20 protein-coding genes are annotated in these 19,376 nt (G+C 64.3%); 7 read left to right on the plus strand and 13 right to left on the minus strand.

All coding sequences use genetic code 11. From position 1 onward, the window contains the following. Positions 1–54: 54 nt before the first annotated feature. From eutC to FJ951_RS21435, 8 genes are all read right to left on the minus strand, one after another. Positions 55–1,047, minus strand: coding sequence for an ectoine utilization protein EutC (gene eutC / locus FJ951_RS21400; RefSeq protein WP_140517335.1), 993 nt, complete (start codon positions 1,045–1,047; stop codon positions 55–57). Beyond that, positions 1,047–2,033, minus strand: coding sequence for a hydroxyectoine utilization dehydratase EutB (gene eutB / locus FJ951_RS21405; protein ID WP_140517337.1), 987 nt, complete (start codon positions 2,031–2,033; stop codon positions 1,047–1,049). The genes eutC and eutB overlap by 1 nt, the downstream gene beginning before the upstream one ends. A gap of 28 nt (positions 2,034–2,061) precedes the next feature. Beyond that, entirely contained in the window at positions 2,062–2,838 is a 777-nt protein-coding gene (eutA, locus tag FJ951_RS21410; RefSeq protein ID WP_140517339.1) for an ectoine utilization protein EutA, read from the minus strand. 5 nt (positions 2,839–2,843) lie between these two features. Further along, positions 2,844–3,503 carry an ectoine/hydroxyectoine ABC transporter permease subunit EhuD gene (gene ehuD / locus FJ951_RS21415; RefSeq protein ID WP_140517341.1) on the minus strand — a complete coding sequence of 220 codons (660 nt, stop codon included), beginning with the start codon at positions 3,501–3,503 and terminating at the stop codon, positions 2,844–2,846. Positions 3,504–3,519: 16 nt separating this feature from the next. Then, entirely contained in the window at positions 3,520–4,179 is a 660-nt protein-coding gene (gene ehuC / locus FJ951_RS21420) for an ectoine/hydroxyectoine ABC transporter permease subunit EhuC (protein ID WP_140517343.1), read from the minus strand. 207 nt (positions 4,180–4,386) lie between these two features. Then, positions 4,387–5,238 carry an ectoine/hydroxyectoine ABC transporter substrate-binding protein EhuB gene (ehuB, locus tag FJ951_RS21425; protein ID WP_140499273.1) on the minus strand — a complete coding sequence of 284 codons (852 nt, stop codon included), beginning with the start codon at positions 5,236–5,238 and terminating at the stop codon, positions 4,387–4,389. Positions 5,239–5,331: 93 nt separating this feature from the next. Further along, complete coding sequence (ehuA, locus tag FJ951_RS21430) at positions 5,332–6,123, minus strand: ectoine/hydroxyectoine ABC transporter ATP-binding protein EhuA (RefSeq protein ID WP_140499274.1); 792 nt, start codon at positions 6,121–6,123, stop codon at positions 5,332–5,334. A gap of 221 nt (positions 6,124–6,344) precedes the next feature. Continuing rightward, a complete protein-coding gene (locus FJ951_RS21435) occupies positions 6,345–7,730 on the minus strand; it encodes a PLP-dependent aminotransferase family protein (RefSeq protein ID WP_140517345.1) in 1,386 nt (461 codons plus the stop codon). Positions 7,731–7,813: 83 nt separating this feature from the next. Here FJ951_RS21435 and FJ951_RS21440 point away from each other — a divergent pair, with 83 nt between their 5' ends. The 4 genes from FJ951_RS21440 to FJ951_RS21455 all read left to right on the plus strand — a co-directional run bounded on the left by FJ951_RS21440 (position 7,814) and on the right by FJ951_RS21455 (position 12,631). Then, entirely contained in the window at positions 7,814–8,305 is a 492-nt protein-coding gene (locus FJ951_RS21440) for an Lrp/AsnC family transcriptional regulator (protein WP_140517347.1), read from the plus strand. Positions 8,306–8,504: 199 nt separating this feature from the next. Next, the gene (locus FJ951_RS21445; protein WP_140517496.1) at positions 8,505–9,998 is read left to right on the plus strand and encodes an NAD-dependent succinate-semialdehyde dehydrogenase; all 1,494 of its coding nucleotides are present in this window, start codon (positions 8,505–8,507) and stop codon (positions 9,996–9,998) included. A 32-nt stretch (positions 9,999–10,030) separates the two neighbouring features. Further along, positions 10,031–11,410, plus strand: a complete 1,380-nt coding sequence (locus FJ951_RS21450) for an aspartate aminotransferase family protein (protein ID WP_140517349.1) — start codon at positions 10,031–10,033, stop codon at positions 11,408–11,410. A gap of 105 nt (positions 11,411–11,515) precedes the next feature. Further along, positions 11,516–12,631 (plus strand): alcohol dehydrogenase family protein, encoded by a 1,116-nt coding sequence (locus FJ951_RS21455; RefSeq protein ID WP_140517351.1) that lies wholly within the window; start codon positions 11,516–11,518, stop codon positions 12,629–12,631. A 62-nt stretch (positions 12,632–12,693) separates the two neighbouring features. On the opposite strand, the gene FJ951_RS21460 is transcribed toward FJ951_RS21455, so the two are convergent. The 5 genes from FJ951_RS21460 to ehuB (FJ951_RS21480) are packed head-to-tail and all read right to left on the minus strand — an operon-like array spanning position 12,694 to position 16,503. Further along, positions 12,694–13,419: a GntR family transcriptional regulator gene (locus FJ951_RS21460; RefSeq protein ID WP_140517353.1), complete on the minus strand. Its 726-nt coding sequence runs from the start codon at positions 13,417–13,419 to the stop codon at positions 12,694–12,696. Next, on the minus strand, positions 13,416–14,195 hold the full coding sequence (ehuA, locus tag FJ951_RS21465; RefSeq protein ID WP_140499280.1) for an ectoine/hydroxyectoine ABC transporter ATP-binding protein EhuA: 780 nt from the start codon (positions 14,193–14,195) through the stop codon (positions 13,416–13,418). The genes FJ951_RS21460 and ehuA (FJ951_RS21465) overlap by 4 nt, the downstream gene beginning before the upstream one ends. Then, the gene (gene ehuD, locus FJ951_RS21470; RefSeq protein ID WP_140499281.1) at positions 14,192–14,851 is read right to left on the minus strand and encodes an ectoine/hydroxyectoine ABC transporter permease subunit EhuD; all 660 of its coding nucleotides are present in this window, start codon (positions 14,849–14,851) and stop codon (positions 14,192–14,194) included. The genes ehuA (FJ951_RS21465) and ehuD (FJ951_RS21470) overlap by 4 nt, the downstream gene beginning before the upstream one ends. Further along, on the minus strand, positions 14,848–15,576 hold the full coding sequence (ehuC, locus tag FJ951_RS21475) for an ectoine/hydroxyectoine ABC transporter permease subunit EhuC (protein ID WP_140517355.1): 729 nt from the start codon (positions 15,574–15,576) through the stop codon (positions 14,848–14,850). Before ehuC (FJ951_RS21475) ends, ehuD (FJ951_RS21470) begins: the two co-directional genes overlap by 4 nt. A gap of 57 nt (positions 15,577–15,633) precedes the next feature. Further along, positions 15,634–16,503, minus strand: a complete 870-nt coding sequence (gene ehuB, locus FJ951_RS21480) for an ectoine/hydroxyectoine ABC transporter substrate-binding protein EhuB (RefSeq protein WP_140517357.1) — start codon at positions 16,501–16,503, stop codon at positions 15,634–15,636. Positions 16,504–16,718: 215 nt separating this feature from the next. Here ehuB (FJ951_RS21480) and FJ951_RS21485 point away from each other — a divergent pair, with 215 nt between their 5' ends. Genes FJ951_RS21485 through FJ951_RS21495 form a run of 3 tightly spaced genes read left to right on the plus strand, consistent with a single transcriptional unit; the run spans position 16,719 to position 19,370 of the window. After that, positions 16,719–16,919, plus strand: a complete 201-nt coding sequence (locus FJ951_RS21485) for a hypothetical protein (RefSeq protein ID WP_140517359.1) — start codon at positions 16,719–16,721, stop codon at positions 16,917–16,919. A gap of 36 nt (positions 16,920–16,955) precedes the next feature. Continuing rightward, complete coding sequence (locus FJ951_RS21490; RefSeq protein ID WP_140517361.1) at positions 16,956–18,104, plus strand: Xaa-Pro peptidase family protein; 1,149 nt, start codon at positions 16,956–16,958, stop codon at positions 18,102–18,104. Between the two features lie 9 nt (positions 18,105–18,113). After that, the gene (locus FJ951_RS21495) at positions 18,114–19,370 is read left to right on the plus strand and encodes a sarcosine oxidase subunit beta family protein (protein WP_140517363.1); all 1,257 of its coding nucleotides are present in this window, start codon (positions 18,114–18,116) and stop codon (positions 19,368–19,370) included. Positions 19,371–19,376: the final 6 nt, after the last annotated feature.

The raw sequence follows: 19,376 nt of genomic DNA on the forward strand, positions 1-19,376 counted from the left end.
ATCTCCTCGGAAAACCGGTTCCCACTTTTCCGGATCATGCTCTTGCGGCCAGCATCAACTTTCAAAAATGGTTCCGGCTTTCGCGACCCGGGCCCGGTCACGGGCTAGCGTGGCGATCGCGGTGTCCTGTACGCCGGTGCCGGTCAGGTCGGCGATGGTGATGTCGTCCGCCGCGCGCCGGCCATGCCGTTCGCCGGCGATGATCTGACCGAGTTCGGCCACCTCCGCGTCCACCGCCATCACGCCGGCGGAGATGGCATGGTGCAATTCACCGAGCCGGCGCGTCTGCCTTGCGCTGTCGGCGACATAGAGATCGGCCATGCGCAGGATTGCCGGTGCGATCTCGTTCTTGTGCTCGGCATCCGAGCCCATGGCGGTGATGTGCTGGCCGGCCGAGACGAAGCCGGCCTTGATCAATGGTTCGGTCGAGGGCGTGGTGGTGACAATGATGTCGGCACCGGCGACCGCCTTGGCCGCATCCGGTTCTGCGCGCACCACGATGCCCAGTTTTTCGCTTAAAGCGCCGGCCGCGGCTTGCGCCTTGGCCGCGTCGCGCGCCCAGATGCGGGCTTCTTCGATCGGCCGCACCAGGCGCAGCGCCTCAAGCTGCAATCCGGCCTGCACGCCGGCGCCGAAGATGGCGGCAATGGATGAGTCCGGCCGCGACAGGTGTTTTGCGGCGACCGCCCCGGCGGCTGCGGTGCGGACGTCGGTGAGATAGCCATTGTCGAGCAGCAACGCCTCGACCAGACCGGTTTTTGCCGACAGCAGCACCATCATGCCGTTGACGCTGGGCAGGCCGAGCTTGGGATTGTCGAAGAAGCCGGGGCTGATCTTGATGGCGAAGCCATCGATGCCAGGCACATAGGCGGTCTTCACGTCGACCTCGCCGCGATGCTCGGGGATGTCGAGCCGCAGGATCGGCGGCATCGCCACCGGCAGGGTAGCGAGCGCCCGGAAGGCGTTTTCGACGCAAGCGACGGCGTCGAGATCGAGAGCTACGATCTCGCGTAGTTCTTTCTCGGTAAGGATGGTCATCCGGTTCATCAGGCGCGCTCCGCAACTACTTCGCCGCAAACGATCTTTCTGTGCAGGCTCATATCGATATTACGACCGGAAAGCAGAACGACCACCGGTCCGTTTGGCTTCACCTTGCCGGCAAGCAGCGCAGCGATACCGACCGCGCCGGCGCCCTCTACGACCTCGCGCTCCTGTTCATAGGCATGGCGGATGCCGGCGGCGATCTCGTCCTCGGAAAGCAGCACGACATCGTCGAGCAGGTCTCGGCACATGGAAAAGGTCAGCCGGTTTTCGAGGCCGATGCCGCCGCCGAGCGAATCCGCCAGTGTCGGCAGTTCCTCCACCTGCACCGGGCGCCCTGCATCGAGGCTGGCTTTCATCGCCGCGCCGCGCGCCATCGAGATGCCGACGACCTTTGTGCTCGGCCTGACGCCCTTGACCGCTGCGGCAATCCCGGAGGCCAACCCGCCGCCGGAGAGCTGCACCAGCACCAGAGCGGCGTCAGGAACCTGCTCCATGATCTCCAGCCCGAGCGTGCCCTGCCCGGCGATGATGTCGGGATGGTCGAAGGGTGGCAGCATCACCAGACCCTCTTGCCCCACCAGCCGCCCGACCTCCTGCTGCGCGTCGTCCTGGCTGTCGCCGACAATGCGGATTTCCGCGCCGAGGCGGCGGATGGCATCGAGCTTGTTCCGAGGCACCAGCCGCGACATGCAGATCACCGCGCGCATGCCTTCGAGCCTGGCGGCATGGGCGAGTGCGCGGCCGTGATTGCCGGTCGAGGCCGCGACAACACCGCGTGCCCGCTGCTCGGCATTGAGCGAAGCAATGGCGTTCGAGGCGCCACGCAGCTTAAAGCTGCCCGTGGTCTGGCGGTGCTCCAGCTTAAGGTGAACGGGAAGGCCGAGCCGCTCCGACAGGCTCTCGGACGGCACGACCGGTGTCGGCTCGACCTTGCCGGTGATGCGTTGGCGCGCGGCGCGGATGTCTGAAAGGGCGACGGCGTGCGTCATGGGTCGCTCGTGCATGCAGGACATGACCTTACTGTCCAAGCGGCAAGGTCGTCAGCCGCCCGAACTCCGGACGCGGCACATCATCGCCACACAGTCGCAGGCAATTCCACGCGCTCGCCTGGTTGCTGGTGACGACCGGGCGGCCGATAGCCTGTTCCATCGCGGCAACCGCCAGCGCCGAGCGCAGCGCCGTGCAGGACACGAACAACGCCTCGGCCTGCGGGTCAGTCGCCTCGCGCGCCAGATCGACGAGGGCTGCCGGCGCAATGCGCGCCATCTCGCGGTCATCCTCGAAGCCGAGACAGGTGAAGCTGGCGATCTCGAAGCCGCGTTCGGCGAAATAGGCCGCCATCGGCCGGCTCGTCTCGACGGTGTAGGGGGTGAGAATACTGATCCTCTTCGCGCCCAGAGCCCTCAGTCCGCGCACGCCCGCCATCGGCGGCGTGACCACGGGCACGCCAGGCTTGGCCGCCTGGATCGCCGCCTCGATCTCGGCATCGCCGATCACCACGGAGGCCGACGTGCAGGAGTAGCAGATGGCATCGAGCGGTTCGTCCGGCAGGATCAGCGCCGCGCCAGCCGTCAGTTCGGGCTGCATCTTGCGCAGATTCTGAGGCGTGGTCGGATTCTTATAGGGGATGCGGGCGACATAGATGCCGATCCTCTCACTCGCCACCATGCGACGGAAGTCCGGCTCGCTGGTGTGGTCGGTGGCCAGGATGATCAGGCCGACGCGCTTTTCCAACGGGCGCACCTCGAGTGCGGGCCTTGTCGGCATCAGCCTGATTTCGGGAAGCGGCTTCATGGGAACTACCTTTCGATATTGCCGTAGCGATGTTCCAGCCAGCGCAGCAGCATAACCGAGAAAAGGCTGATGATCAGGAAGAAGGCGCCGACCAGCGTCATCGGCTCGACATAGCGGTAATAGGTGTTGGCGACGCTCTTGGCCTGGTTCATCAGCTCCAGCACGGTGATCGCCGACAGCAGCGGCGTCTCCTTGAACATGGCGATGAAATAATTGGCCAGCGCCGGGATCATCGGCGGGATTGCCTGCGGTATGACGATGTGGGTCCAGGTCTGGCGAGCGCTGAGATTGCAGGCTTTGGCCGCCTCCCACTGGCCGCGCGGCACGTTCTCGATGCCGGCGCGATAGACCTCCGCCGTATAGGTGCCGTAGTGCAGCCCAAGCCCGATGACGCCGGCCACCAGCGGCGGCAGCAGGATGCCGAAATCGGGCAGCACGTAGAAGATGAAGTAGAGCTGCACCAGCAGCGGCGTGCCGCGGATGAATTCGGCCGCCCAGCCGACCGTGCGCGACATCATCTTGTTCGGCGAGCGGCGGGCCAGTGCGATGCCCAGCCCGACGATTCCCGCCAGCACCGAGCCGAGCACCGTCGCCAGGATGGTGATCTTCACCCCCTCGATCAGCGTCGGCAGGATCTGCCGGACGAAATCCCAGTCCCAATCCATTACAGGGCCCAATCCATCAGACGCGCACTCCGTCGAGGCCGCGCGCCATGCGCCGCTCCAGCGACCGCACGCCCCAGGAGATGACGAGCGCGAGCGCGAAATAGATCACCAGGATGGTGGTGAACGGCATCAGCGTGCTGCCGGTCTGCGAGCGCACCACCTGCGCCTGGAAGGTGAGATCGGCGAGCGAAATCAGCGAGACGACGGATGTCGCCTTGAGCAGTTCGATGGCGTTGTTGCCGAAGGTCGGCAGCATCACCAGAAGCGCCTGCGGCAGGATGACATGGCGCATGCCTTGCCAGCGGCCGAGATTGAGAGCCGTGCAGGCCTCGTATTGCTCGGCGCCGACCGACTGGATGGCACCGCGTACCACTTCCGCCGCATAGGCGCCGACATTGAGGCCCAGCGCCAGCACGCCGGCTTGCAGCGGAGTGAGCTCGACGCCCGCCAGGGGCAACACGAAATAGGCCCAGAACAGCTGTACGAAAATCGATGTGCCGCGGAAGAATTCGATATAGGCGGTGGCGAGCGCCCGCAACGCGAAGAAGCGCGACAGCCGCCCCATGCCGGCCAGGAAGGCCATGATGAGGGCCAGCACCGATCCCATCAGCGTCAGCTCGATGGTGACAAGCGCTCCCTGCAATATCAGGCCGAGATAGCCGGACCACTGGGTCATGTATCAGAGGCTTCCAACGTTTGGTCTTAACAACTTCCCCCTCTCACGGGGAGAAGATGCAGGTTCACCCTCCTTAGCTGCAGCGCAGCTGCCGCGAAGGACGGGCAGGCGGATGAGAGGCGGCTCCAAGCTCGCAAAAACGCGCGCTGCCCCTCATCCGGCCCTTCAGCCACCTTCTCTCCGTGGACGGGGAGAAGGGAAAAGCGCTTATTTCGCCGCGCAGAGCTTGTCGCGCGTCGTCGACATCGCCGCCGCCGCCGAGAAGCCGTAGGGCTCGATGATCTTGGCGAACTCGCCCGACTTCTTCATCTTGGCGAGCTCGACGTCGAAGGCGTCGCGCAGCGCCTCGTCACCCTTCTTGAACGCGGCGCCGTCGCAATAGACGGGCGCGCCCTGCACGGGTGCTATGACTTCGAGGCTCGGGTCATTGGCCTTCTTCATCAGATCGTTGATCGACAGGACGGGGAGCGAATAGGCGTCGATGCGGCCGTCCTGCACCATCTTCAGCCCGCTCTGGCCGTCGGGCACGACGATGACGCGGTCACGCGGCACGCCGGCGTTGAGCGCGAGCTTCTCCTCGGTGCCGCCGCCGGGCGCGCCGATGGTGGCGGAGGTGTCCTTGGCGACATCCTCATAGCTCTTGAAGCCCTTCGGATTGCCCTTCTTCACCAGCATCGCCTCGGCGTCGCACAGCACCGGCTCGGAATAGGCAACCGCCGCACAACGCTCCGGCTTCATGAACAGGCCGGCGGTGACGACATCGAAACGGCCGGCCTGCAGGCCGGGGATCATGGCACCATATTCCGAGATCGAGGCGGCGACGTCGGCGACGCCCAGCCGCTTGAAGATTTCCCGCGCCACGTCGGGCGCGGCGCCCGAAACCTTGCCGTCGGCGGCGACCGCCGTGTAGGGCGGCTCGTTGGCGATGGCGAGGCGGGCGAAGCCTTGCGCCTTCAGCTGCTCGAGCTTGCTGTCGTCGGCCGATCCGATGTTCGAGGCCGCGAGCACCGCGGTCAGCGCAAGACCGGCGACGCCGGCCAGAATGCCAAGTTTTTTCATTGTTCCCAACTCCATGTTTGTGTTCTTGGTTGCAGTCATTTCAGGACGGCAATACCGCCCTTGCGGACGGTGTCGCCGCCTCTGGCATGGCGGTCAGACGCGATGTCCGGCCGCGATGATCTTCTTCAGGAAACCTTGCGTGCGCTCCTGTTTGGGATGGCGGAAAATCTCATCGGGTTTGCCCTCCTCGACGATGCGGCCGCGGTCGAAGAACAGCACCCGGTCGGCGAAGTCGTGGGCAAAGCCCATTTCATGAGTGACGAGCAGCATCGTCATGTCGGTTTCGGCCGCGAGCTTGCGCATCACGTTGAGCACCTCCTCGACCAGTTCGGGATCGAGCGCCGAGGTGACCTCGTCGAACAGCATGATCCGGGGCGACAGCGCCAGCGCGCGGGCAATCGCGACGCGCTGCTTCTGGCCGCCCGAAAGCTGTGCCGGCATGGCCTTGGCCTTGTCGGCCATGCCGACCATGTCGAGCAATTCCATCGCCCGCTTCTCGGCGGCAGCGCGCGGCGTGCCCTTGGTCAGCATCGGCGCCAGCGTGACATTGTCGATGACGCATTTGTGCGGGAACAGATTGAACAGCTGGAAGACCATGCCGATCTTCTGGCGCATCCTGGCCAGATGCCGCTCGTCGGCGGCCAGCAGCTGGCCGTTTCGCTCCATGTGATAGAGATGCTCGCCGTCGATCTGGATGTGGCCGCCATCGATGCGCTCCAGCGTCATCAGGATGCGCAGGATCGTCGTCTTGCCCGAGCCGGACGGGCCGATCAGCGCCAGCTTCTCGCCGGGCATGACCTGCATGGACAGGCCGTCCAGCACCTTGAAGGTGCCGAAGCTTTTCGAAATGCCATCGACCTTGATGATAGGCGCGGATGCGGACAAACGAATTTCCCGTGCTGGAGAAGCCTATGCCCTTAACGATGCGGAACCCGCCAAATCATGTCAATCGGGAAAATAATATCATGACAATTATTCTGATCCCGCACAATTCTTGGGCATTCAGTGCCTAGCAATGTGCCGAGATCGAAATCAAGTCGAACCGAAAATGACAGCACCGGGGACGCCTTTGGCGGTCGGCATCGTCTGGATAGCGGCACATCTCGCTAGATTGCGAGCAGCAGATGCTCGGGGTCGCCAAGCAGCAGCTTGGTGACAACGCCGAGGCCGGCGCGCAGTTCCCCCTCGGTGGTCGAACCCAGCGAGATGCGCACCGCCGGTTGCCAGGGCGCTTGCGAGATGCGGAAGGAAGCGCCGGGCGCGATCGCCACGCCTTGCAGGCGCGCCTGGGCGACGAAGCTCTCCTCGGCACGGTCGGCCGGCAACTGCAACCAGACATGCAGTCCGTCGCGCCGGGTGCGATAGTCGACGCCGGCCAGCACCTCGGCGACGATGTCCTGGCGTCGCCGCAATGCTGTGCGTTGCCAGCGCACCAGTTCCATCGCGGTGCCGTCGGTCACCCATTTGGTGGCGATTTCCGCCACCAGCGGCGTCGCCATCCAGTTGGAAACCAGATGCCGGTTGGCGACCGCGGCGACATAGCGGTCGGGTGCGGCGAGATAGCCGATGCGCAGGCCCGGCACCACGATCTTGGTGAAGGACGTGACGTAGAGCGTGCGTTCAGGCGCGAAGGCGGCGACCGGCGGCGGCCGGTCCTCGACCAGCGGCCCCAGCACGTCGTTCTCGATGATGGCTATGTCGTGCCTGCGCGCAACCGCCGCAATCTGCTCGCGCCGCTCCGCATCCATCAGCGTCGCCGTCGGGTTGATCACCGAAGGCTGCACGAACACGGCGCGGATGTCGGAGATCCGGCAGGCCTCGTCCAGCGCTTCCGGGATAAGGCCATTGCCGTCTATCGGCAGGCCTTCGAGGTTGAAGCCGAGATAGCGGGCGAGCGGCACCAGCGTATGGTGGCCGATCGCCTCGGTGGCGACGGTCGAGCCGGGCGGCGCCACGCTCATCAGCGCCACCGTCATGCCGGCGGTAGCGCCATTGGTCAGGCTGATATTCTGCGGCGAGGCATCGAGACCGCACAGCTTCAGCCACTCGACCGCCACGGCGCGGTGACGGGGAAACACCATGTTGGGCCGGAACGACAGCGCCGAACTCGACGGCAGGTTGTCGGCCAGCCAGCCCAGCGCCTGCTTTAGCCGCTCCAGATGCATCGGCTCGCAGACCGGCTTCAGGATCGAGAGATCGATCACTTCGCCCAGCCGCTCCGGCAGATAGGGCGGCTCAGGCTCGCGCCGCTGCGTCTGGACGAAGCTGCCGCGGCCGATCTCGCCCGAGATCAGGCCGCGGCGAATCAGTTCCTCATAGGCGCGACTGACCGTCTGCACCGACAGCTTCAACTCGTCGGCCAGCCGGCGATGCGTCGGCAGCCGCGCGCCGTTTGCGAGCCTCCCGTCATGAATGGCGCGTGCGAACTGGTCGGCCAGCGACTGGTAGGCGGGCCGCCGGATGAGCGCGGGATCAGGTTGCCACAATGTCATGACTTATTAGAGATCGAAATCAGTGCAATTGACAATCGAAATAATGCGCCGTCATGGTACGGCGGACCAAAAAGTGGATACAGATGGCCGCCGCGAAACTCGACCCGATCGACCTCAGAATCCTCGACGCGATCCAGCGTGACGGGCGCATCACCAAGCTGGCGCTGGCCGACAAGGTCGGCCTGTCACCGACGCCGTGCTGGATGCGGCTGCGCAAGCTGGAAAAGGCCGGCATCGTCTCCGGCTATCATGCCTCGATTGCCATGCGCGTCGTCGCACCCGTCGCCACCGTGCTGATGGAGGTGACGCTGGCCAGCCATCGCCAGGCCGATTTCGACCGCTTCGAGCGTGTCATCCGCGACATACCTGAGATTGTAGCCTGCTGGTCGGTGGGCGGCGGCGTCGACTACGTTCTGAAGGTGATGGCGCGCGATATCGATACCTATCAGCGGCTGGTCGATGCCTTGCTCGAACGCGAAATCGGCATCGATCGCTACTTCACCTACATCGTCATCAAGACGGTGAAGGACGAGACCGTGCTACCGCTTGCCGATCTGTTGCCGGTGCAGTCCTGAGATCGAAACCAGCGTTCATCTGGCACCGTACGCTCGGAGAATGCGCGAAAGCACCCGCCCCACCCCTGCGGCTAGACAGATCGTCCTGCTCCCCAGCCGAATAGAGAGAATCTCTCTATATAGCTGCACCTAAACAGCCTCATCCTTCGCGCCGACGCCCCTAGTCTTGCGGCATCACCCCAATCGGGAGCAATCGATGATGTCCGCGCACTTTGCCCGTTCGCACCGCCATGAGGCGCTCGACCGCCTCGCCGACCGCCGGCTGCTGCGCGAGCTTGCCTATGTCGACGGGCACTGGACGGCAAGCGAGGCGGCGGAGAGCTTCGAGGTCACCGACCCGGCGACCGGCGCCACGGTGGCCTTTGTCGCCGCGCTCGATGGCCGCCAGACGGCAAGTGCGATCGATGCGGCGGCGCGCGCTTTCCCTGCCTGGCGGGCGCTGTTGCCGCAGGAGCGCTCGAAAATCCTGCGCAAATGGTTCGACCTCATCATTGCCGCGAAAGACGATCTCGCTCTGCTGATGACGCTGGAACAGGGCAAGCCCTTGAAGGAATCGCTCGGTGAGATCGATTATGCCGCCTCTTTCGTCGAATGGTATGCCGAGGAAGCAAAGCGCCTCAACGCCGAAAGCGTAACTAGCCATCTGGCGAAGGCGGAAATGACGGTGCGGCGCGAGCCGCTCGGCGTCGTCGGCGTCGTGACGCCGTGGAACTTCCCGTCCGCCATGCTGACCCGCAAGGCGGCTGCGGCCCTTGCCGCCGGTTGCACCATCGTCGCGCACCCCTCTTCGGAAACGCCGCTCTCGGCGCTGGCGCTGGCCGAACTCGGCGAGCGCGCCGGCCTGCCCGCCGGCGTCTTCAACGTCGTCACTGGCAAGGCGTCGATCATAGTCGGGCGAATGTGCGAGGACTCGCGCGTGCGCGCCATGAGCTTCACCGGTTCGACCGAGATCGGCAGGCTGATCGCGGCCCAGAGCGCGCCGACGATGAAGCGGCTGGTTATGGAGCTTGGCGGCCACGCGCCGCTGATCGTCTTTGCCGACGCCGATCTCGACAAGGCCGTGCGCATCGCCGTCGACGCCAAATTCGCCACGTCCGGCCAGGACTGCCTCGCGGCCAACCGCATCTATGTCCAGCGGCCGATCTACGATCGTTTCTGCGCCGCCTTCGCCAAGCGCATCGAGGCGCTGCGGACCGGCAATGGCCTTGCCGACGAAAGCGACATCGGCCCGCTGATGCATGAGCGCGCCGTCAAGAAGGTCGAGGAGCAGGTCACCGACGCGCTCGCCCATGGCGCCCGCTGCCTCGTTGGCGGCAGAAGGCACCAGGCCGGCCCGTTGTTTTACCAGCCGACGCTGCTGGCTGACGTATCTGACGAGGCACTGATCATGCGCGAAGAAACGTTTGGTCCGGTCGCAGCCGTGACGCCGTTTGACAGCGAGGACGAGGTGACCGCGCGCGCCAACGCCTCCGAATATGGTCTGGTCGCCTATGTCGTGACCGAGAACGGCGCCCGCCAGCAGCGCCTGGGCAGGGCGCTGGACTACGGCATGGTCGCCATCAACCGCGTCAAGATCACCGGTGCGCCGATCCCGTTCGGCGGCGTCAAGCAGTCCGGCATTGGCCGCGAGGGTTCGCGTCAGGGGCTCGAAGCTTTCACCGATCTCAAATATCTTTGCCTGGACGTCGCTTAAGCCGCGTCCACGTTCCTCAAGGAGTCAAAAGAATGCTCGACCAGTCCAACGAACTCGCCGCCTGGGATCGTGATCACTTCTTCCATCCCTCGACGCATATGGGCACCCACGCGCGCGGTGAATCGCCGACGCGCATCATGGCCGGCGGTGAAGGCGTCACCGTCTGGGACAGCAACGGCAGAAAAAGTATCGATGCCTTCGCCGGCCTCTACTGCGTCAATGTCGGCTATGGCCGCCAGAAGATCGCTGACGCCATCGCCGCCCAGGCCACGAACCTCGCCTATTACCACGCCTATGTCGGCCACGGCACCGAGGCCTCGATCACGCTGTCGAAGATGATCATCGACCGTGCGCCGAAGGGCATGTCGAGGGTCTATTTCGGCCTCTCCGGTTCGGATGCCAACGAAACCAACATCAAGCTGATCTGGTACTACAACAACGTGCTTGGCCGCCCGGAGAAGAAGAAGATCATCTCGCGCTGGCGCGGCTATCACGGCTCCGGCATCATGACGGGATCGCTGACCGGGCTCGATCTTTTCCACAATGCCTTCGACTTGCCGCGCGCGCCGATCCTGCACACAGAGGCGCCCTATTATTTCCGCCGCGCCGACCGCTCGATGAGCGAGGAGCAGTTCTCGCAGCATTGCGCCGACAAGCTGGAAGAGATGATCCTGGCCGAAGGCCCCGAGACCGTCGCCGCCTTCATCGGCGAGCCGATCCTCGGCACTGGCGGCATCGTGCCGCCGCCCGCCGGCTACTGGGAGAAAATCCAGGCGGTGCTGAAGAAGTACGACGTGCTCCTGGTCGCCGACGAAGTGGTGACGGGCTTCGGCCGGCTGGGCACCATGTTCGGCTCCGACCATTACGGCATCAAGCCGGACCTGATCACCATCGCCAAGGGCTTGACCTCCGCCTACGCGCCGCTGTCGGGCGTCATCGTCGCCGACAAGATGTGGCAGGTGCTGGTGCAGGGCTCCGACAAGCTCGGCTCGCTCGGTCACGGCTGGACTTATTCGGCGCATCCGATCTGCGTCGCCGCGGGTGTGGCCAACCTCGAACTGATCGATGAGATGGATCTGGTGAGGAATGCCGGCGAGACCGGCGCCTATTTCCGCGCGGAATTGGCCAAGGCCGTCGGCGGCCACAAAAACGTCGGCGAGGTGCGCGGTGACGGCATGCTGGCGGCGGTCGAGTTCGTCGCCGACAAGGACGACCGTGTGTTCTTCGATCCGGCGCAGAAGATCGGACCGCAGATCGCCACGGCCCTCGCCGCAAGCGGGGTCATCGGCCGCGCCATGCCGCAGGGCGATATTCTGGGCTTCGCCCCACCGCTTTGCCTGACGCGCGAGGAGGCTGACACCGTGGTGGCCAAGACCGCCGATGCCGTGAGGAGCATGTTCGCCAATCTCTAATTGTCGAGATCGGCGCTGCCCCTCATCCGCCTGCCGGCACCTTCTCGTCGTTCACGGAGAGAGGGTAAAGGTGAGGGGCAGCGCCAACGTACAAAGTATTCGGAAGTGAACGCGATGACCTCTCATCCCACCCTCCCCGCCACCATGGCGGCCGTGCAGCTTACCGGCCACGGCGGCCCGGAAAAGCTCGTCTACCGCACCGACGTGAAAGTGCCTGTGCCCGCCGCCGGCGAAGTGCTGGTCAAGGTCACCGCCTGCGGCATGAACAACACCGACGTCTGGGTGCGCCAGGGCGCCTATGGCACGGAGGAGGACGCAGGGGCCGTGTCGACATGGCGGCGTCAGGGCAACACGCTGACCTTCCCCCGCATCCAGGGCACCGACACGGTCGGCACCATCGCCGCCGTTGGCGCAGGCGTCTCGCCGGATCGCATCGGCGAGCGAGTGATGGTCGATTTCTCGATCTACAATCGCGACGACGATTCGCTCGCCGACATCGACTATATGGGCCACGGCCGCGACGGCGGTTACGCCGAATACCAGGCTGTGCCGGCCGAGAACGCCCATGTCGTCGACACCGACTTGAGCGACCTCGAACTCGCCACCTTCTGCTGCGCCTATCTCACCGGCGAGCAGATGCTGGAACGTGCAGGGCTCAAGGCCGGCGAACGCGTGCTGGTCACCGGCGCCTCGGGCGGCGTCGGCTCCGGCATCGTGCAATTGGCGCGGGCGCGCGGAGCCATTCCCTATGCCGTCGTCGGCAACGGCAAGGAGCAGGCAGTGCTCGACATCGGCGCCGAAGCCGTGATCACCCGTGGCGTGGCCGACCTGCCGCAAGCCGTGGCCAAGGTGACCGGCGGCCAGCCCATCGACGTCGTGGCCGACCTTGTCGGCGGCGCGATCTTCAACGATCTGTTGCGCATCCTGAGGCCTGAGGGCCGCTACACCACCGCAGGCGCCATCGCCGGCCCGGTCGTCCAGCTCGATCTCAGGACCATGTATCTCAAGCAGCTTCAGCTCCACGGCTCGAGCCAGGGCACACGTGCGGATTTCCGCCGTATCGTGCGCTATATCGAGGAAGACAAGATCCGGCCGCTGGTCGGCGGCGTCTACAGGCTTTCCGATTTCCACCGCGCCCAAGCCGATTTCATCGCCAAGGATTTCGTCGGCAAGCTGGTGGTGGTGCCTGATGCCGTGGCTGAACGGCGGCACCCTAAATAAGAGGACGGAGCAGCAGCGCTTCTCGGCGCCGCAAGCTACGTCACCATGACAAAGGACGACCGTCAGGTCTTGCCGTCAAATTCATCATGTCGGCCGGCATGGCGCACCATGCGCCGAAAGCTCATCGAGATATGGGCTCGCCTGATGTGCCCGATCGATTCCCAATCCCCGATTTCCGCCGCGGCCAGCACTTCCTCCATTTCGCGCCGGAAGGCCGTGAACTCCTCCACAAGGCCGAGTTGCGGCATCATCTTGAGGACTACGCGCGCAACCTGAAAATACAGTCTTTCGCTTATTTCGCGCAGGGGCTGGTTCCCGGTCATGCCGGATAGTTCAGTGAAGAAGTCCATGTTCAGCTGCAGAAAGGCACGCTGATCCGGGTTGAGCATATCGGAATCGCAGCGCGCGATGAGCGCTCGGATGCGATCGAGGTCGACCGCCGTTCGGGGAATTGGCGAAAGCTTGCCGACAAGCAGCGCGAGTTCCAGTCGCAGATGATAGACCTGCTGCAACTCCTCGATGTCGACGTCGGTAACGATCGTACCGACGCCGTGGATCGATTGCACAAGCCCTTCGGCCTCGAGCCGCGCCAGCACACGTCGGACCGGTGTGCGGCTGATCTCGAATTCCTGGGCGAGTTCTTCCTCGGAGAGCCGGCTCCCCGGCGGATAATCGAGAAGGCAGATACGGTCGCGCAGGATCAGGTAGATGCGTTCGAACCGTTCGCGCGCCGAAAGCGGACGCGAAGGCGGCACGGTCTTGGCCGAGGCATCCGTATCAAGCGTCATCCAGCCTCCAGGACGGCGTGCAGGAACTGTCGCGTCCGCTCATTCTTGGGTGCGCCGAAAAGCTCTGCCGGCGGCCCCTGCTCGCAAATTTTGCCCTGATAGAAGAAGCAGACGCGATCGGAAAATTCCTTGGCGAAGCCCATCTGGTGGGTGACCATGAGCATCGTCAGATCATGCTCGCGGCCGATTTGCCTTATCACTTGCAGCACTTCGCCGACAAGTTCCGGATCGAGCGCGGACGTCACCTCGTCGAACAGCATTATCTTGGGCCGCATCGCCAGCGCCCTGGCAATGGCGACGCGCTGTTGCTGGCCGCCGGAAAGCTGTGAAGGATAATGATCCTTCTTCTGCGACAGCCCGACCATGTCGAGAAGCTCGGCCGCCCGTGCCTCGGCATCGGCCCGCTTCATGCCAAGCACGGTCATCGGCGCCTCGATGCAATTGGCCATCGCCGTCATGTGTGGAAACAGGTTGAAAGACTGGAACACCATGCCGATCTTCGCCCGGATGCGGCGGATGTGGGCAAGATTGGCGGGCACCAGCTTTCCGCCTTGCTTCATATGCGTCAGTGGCTCGCCTTCGACCCAGATGACGCCGTCATTGATCGTCTCCAGCGTCATCAGCATGCGCAAGACCGTGGTCTTGCCGGAACCGGACGGTCCGATGACGGAAACCTTCTCGCCGCGCGCGATTTCGAGGTTCAGCCCGTCGAGCACGGTGAGCGCGCCATAACGCTTCGAGACATTGTCGAAACGGACCATCGGTTGTTCGGTCATCGCGCGGTCCTTCGGTTGAGCAGGCGTTCGAGGGCACGGATGAGCGCGGCCGAAACCAGGCTCATGGCCAGGAAGAACAGGCCGACCAGCGTGATCGGTTCGGTGTAGCGGAAAGTCTCGGAGCCGATGATCTTGGCCGTCTGCATGAGTTCCAGCACGGCGATGGCCGACAGCAGCGGCGTCTCCTTGAACAGCGCGACGAGATAGTTGCCGAGCGCCGGCACGATCGGCGGTATCGCTTGCGGGATGATGATGTCGCGAAAGGTCGTCCAGGAGGAGAGGTTGAGTGCGATCGAGGCTTCCCACTGGCCGCGATGGATGTTGTCGAAGCCCGCGCGGTAGACTTCCGAGCAATAGGCGGCGTAGTGAATGCCGATGGCCAGAACGCCGGCCGTGAATGCGTCGAGCACGACGCCGAATTTCGGAAAGACGAAATAGAGGAAGAATATCTGGATGAGCAGCGGCGTCGAGCGGATCAGTTCGACCAGCACCGAGATCGTCCAGCCGGTCCAGGGCACCGCGATACGGATTACCGCGAGGACCAGCCCGAGCAAAGCCGCGATGACGAAGCCGAGCAGCGTCGCCTCGATCGAAACGACGGCGGCGCGTGCGAGCACCGGCAGGATCTCGGCGGCAAAACTCCAATCCCAGATCACGCCGCCCTCCCCCGCGCCAGACCGAGCGAGGCCCGCCTTTCGAGAAGCCGCATGCCGATAGAAACGGTGAGCGACATGGCGAGATACATCAACAGCACCAGCGTGAAGATAGGAATGGTCTTGAAGGTGTTCTGGTTCATCTGCTGCGCCTTGAAGGCGAGGTCCGTGAGCGTGATCAGCGAAACCAGCGCCGTCGATTTCAAAAGCTCGATGAACAGATTGCCCCAGGGCGGGATCATGGCGACGAAGGCCTGGGGCAGGATGATCCGGCGCAGCATTTGCGCGCGGCTCATGTTGAGCGCCGTTCCCGCCTCCCATTGGCCGCGCGCGACCGACTGGATTGCGCCGCGCACGCATTCGGATCCATAGGCGCCGACATTCAAGCCAAGCGCCAGCACCGCGACGGGAAACGCGTCGAGCGTGACCCCGAATTGCGGCAGCACGAAAAACAGCCAGAACAATTGCACCAGCGCCGAGGTGCCGCGAAAGATTTCGACATAGACCGTCGCCAGCCATCTGAGGGGCGCTGGACCATACATGCGCGCCAGCGCGGCGAGCACCCCCATCACGACCGCCAGCAGGCTGCCGAGGACGGCGATCTCGATCGTCAGGACGGCACCCTGCAATAGTCCCGGTAGGAACAGCCTGTATGTCTCCTGCGTCGCCAGCGCCGCGATCACGGCCAGCGAAACGACCAGCATGGCAACGAGCGTGCGGATACCCATCTGCTTCTCCGAGGAAAAAAGAGGGCGGCGTTTTCACGCCGCCCAGCAGTTGGGAATTTATTCGCCCTTGCAGAGCTCTGCAGTCGACTTGTTCGGCAGATAATCCTTGCCGAAGCCGAGCGGCTCGACCAGCGCGATATGCTCCGGCGTACCGAGGAACTTCTTCAGTTCGGCGTTGAACGCTTCCTGCAGATCGGTGTCCTCCTTGCGGAAGCCGAAGCCGCCATGGCCCTTCACCGACTTGCCGGCAACTTCACCGAAGGGCTTGGTCGATTCGACGCCATCGGCCTTCTTGGCCATGTCGGCGATCGAGAGCGCGGTTAGCGCGGCAGCATCGGCACGGCCAGACTGGACCGCCGCGACCAGGCTGGATTGGTCGGGCAAGGAAACGACTTGTCCTTGGGCAACGCCGGCGTCCTTCGCATATCCCCCCTCGACGGCGCCCGCCATCACGGCGAGCTTGAGATCGGGATTGTCCTTGATGCTCGAATAGTCCTTCACGCCTTTCGGATTGCCCTTCGCGACCAGCATGGCCTGGCCGATGCCATAGGACGGTTCGGAAAAATTGATCTCGGCGCAGCGCTTGGGATTGATGAACATGCCGGCGGCGATGATGTCGAAGCGGCCGGCCTTGAGACCCGGAATGAGCGAGCCGAATTCGGTCAGCACGCCGTCGACCTGCGCAATGCCCATCTTGGCGAGCACCGCCTTGGCGACTTCCGGCGCTTCGCCGGTCAATTTGCCGTCAGGCGTGGCGAAACCGAACGGCGCCTCATTGGCGAAGCCGACGCGGATATAGCCGTCCTTCTTGGCGCGTTCCAGCGTCGTTTCGGCATGGGCCGGCAGTGACGTGAATGCGGTCGCGGCGAGCGCAAGACAGGCTGCGGCTTTCACGAGCGCGCGGCGGGATATCTGTGACGTGAACATGCATTCCCCTTTTCTTCTTCGATAGTTGTCGGCTCGAACGACGTTTCTCCACCATCGCGTCAAGCGCACTAAGACGTATACAACTCATCTGGACATATCGCAAGACGCACTGTACGAATCTGGAAAAATCGCCATAGAGCTTGATTGTGCGGCTTTGTGATGCGCAAGTTGTGCACAATTAAGATGTGCTTTCTCGATGCGGATACGAACCGCATTTGGATGAGGGCAGGAAGGAAAACGGCTTTGGACGCGTCGGGCGGGTTCAGCAAGGCGGAATACGCGCAGCGCCTGGCCGACGTGAGACAACGCATGGCAAGGCCGGCTTCGATCTCATCATCTGTCAGGACCCCAGCGTCACCGAAGGCGGCGGCGAGCGGCTCTGCGACGTGGCCCCCGATCCCATCGTCATCGACTGACCATCAGCCCAGGACCGGCAACTCAAGGACACCTCAATGGACCGCAATCCCTTTTCCGAAGCCGAGATCGCCGGCCGCTTGTCGAAAGTTCGCACGGCATTGGCAGAGCGCAAGCTCGACGCCGCCGTCTTCGCCTCGCCGGAGACTGTTTTCTACCTCACCGGCCTCGACCATTGGGGTTATTTCGCGCCGCACCTCCTGATCGTCACGCTCGACCGGCGCCCTATCCTGGTCACCCGGTCGATGGAGAAGGTAACGATCGAGAATCAGGTGAAGGCAGCAGAATTCCGTGGTCACTCCGACAGCGAGACCGCGGCCGACCTCGCCGCGCGCGTCATTTCCGAACTCGGCCTGGCCGGCAAACGGATCGGCATCGAAAACTGGACCTCCGGCCTCAGCCACGGCCTCGCCCTCAAGCTTGAGGCGCAGGCCGACGCCAAGTGGAGCGACGTCTCGGGACTGGTCGACAAGATGCGGTTGGTGAAGAGCGCCGAGGAACAGGTGCTGATGCGCCGCGCCGCCAAGGTCACGGATGCTGGGGCAGGTGCCGCCATCGCTGCCATCTCCGACGGCGCCGCCGAGCAGGAGGTTGCCGCCCAATGCGTGGCGGCGATGGTGCGCGCCGGCGGCCACGCGCCGGGCTTCGGCCCGTTCATCCGGCCCGCCGCCCGGCTCGGCGAGGAGCACACGACCTGGGGCGACGGCATCTATCGCAGCGGCGAGCCGGTCTTCGTCGAACTGTCGGGCTGTGTCTCGCGCTATCACGCGCCGCTTGGCCGGCTGATCCGCATCGGCAACATCAAGGACGAAGATGCCGCCATGGCCGAGGTCACGGCCAAGGCATTCGAGGCCGTCGTCAGGGCGCTCGAGCCAGGCGCCTGGGCGCGCGATGTCTACGCCGCCTGGCAAGGCGTCGCCGACGAGGCCGGCCTGTCGCATTATCGCCGCCATCATTGCGGCTATCTCGTCGGCATCGGCCAGCCGCCCTCATGGACCGGCGGCAATTCGGTGACGGGCCTCAGGCACGATTCCGATCTCGAAATCGAGACCGGGATGAGCTTCCACATCCTGTCCTGGCTGATGGGCACCGGCCGCGGCGACCATTTCATCTCCAACACCGTGCTGCTGACCGATGCGGGGGCCGAAGTGCTGACCCGCACCCCGGCCGGCCCGATCGTCCGCTAGACCATGAACATGGCGCGCTATTCGGCGTTTTCGATTTTCCGCAATGCCCTTTCCGGCCAGAAGAACTGGCGGCGCGCCTGGCGCGCGGCCGAGCCGAAGCCCGCCTATGACGTGATCGTCGTCGGTGGCGGCGGGCATGGCCTTGCGACGGCTTTCTACCTCGCCGAGAACCACGGCATCCGCAATGTCGCCGTTCTGGAAAAGGGCTATGTCGGCGGCGGCAATGTCGGCCGCAACACCACCGTCATCCGCTCCAACTACCTGCTCGACGGCAACACCCAGTTCTACGAATTCTCGGTCAAGCTGTGGGAAGGCTTGTCGCGGGCGCTGAACTTCAACGTGATGTTTTCGCAGCGCGGCCAGATCGTCACTGCCCATTCGGCCGATCAACTCGACACATTCAGCCATCGCGCCAACATCATGCGTCTGAACGGCATCGACGCCGACATACTCGACCGCGACGCTGTGCGCCGGCTGGTACCCTATCTCGATTTCTCCGAAACCGCGCGATTTCCGATCCATGGTGCGATCTTGCAAGGCCGCGCAGGCACCGCCCGCCATGATGCCGTCGCCTGGGGCTATGCGCGCGCTGCCGACGGCCACGGGGTCGACATCATCCAGAATTGCGAGGTGACCGGCTTTGTCCGCGACGGCGAAAGGATCGTCGGTGTCGAGACCAGCAAGGGCCGCATCGGCGCCGGCAAGGTCGGCCTCGCCGTCGCAGGCCATACTTCGCTCCTCGCCGCCAGGGCCGGCCTGGAACTGCCGATCGAAAGCCACGTGCTCCAGGCTTTCGTCACCGAGCCGCTCAAGCCGCTGGTAGATCACGTCGTCGCTTATGGCGCAGACCATTTCTATGTCAGCCAGTCGGACAAGGGCGGGCTGGTCTTCGGTGGCAATCTCGACGGCTACAATTCCTACGCCCAGCGCGGCAATCTCGGCGTCGTGGGCGAAGTGGCGGAGGCGGCGATAGCCCTGATGCCCTGCATCTCGCGTGTCAGGCTGCTGCGCCATTGGGGCGGCGTCATGGACATGACGCCGGACGCCAGTCCGATCATCTGCCCGACCCCGATAGAAGGGCTCTATCTCAATGGCGGCTGGTGCTATGGCGGCTTCAAGGCGACGCCGGCCTCCGGCTGGTGCTTTGCCCATATGCTGGCCACCGGCAAGCCGCATCCGCTGACCGCCGCCTACGCGCTCGACCGTTTCCGGACCGGCCACACGCTCGACGAAGCCGGCGCCGGCCCCTCGGCCTGGCTGCAATAGAGAACG

The organism is Mesorhizobium sp. B2-2-3 (assembly GCF_006442405.1).
Lineage (GTDB): Bacteria > Pseudomonadota > Alphaproteobacteria > Rhizobiales > Rhizobiaceae > Mesorhizobium.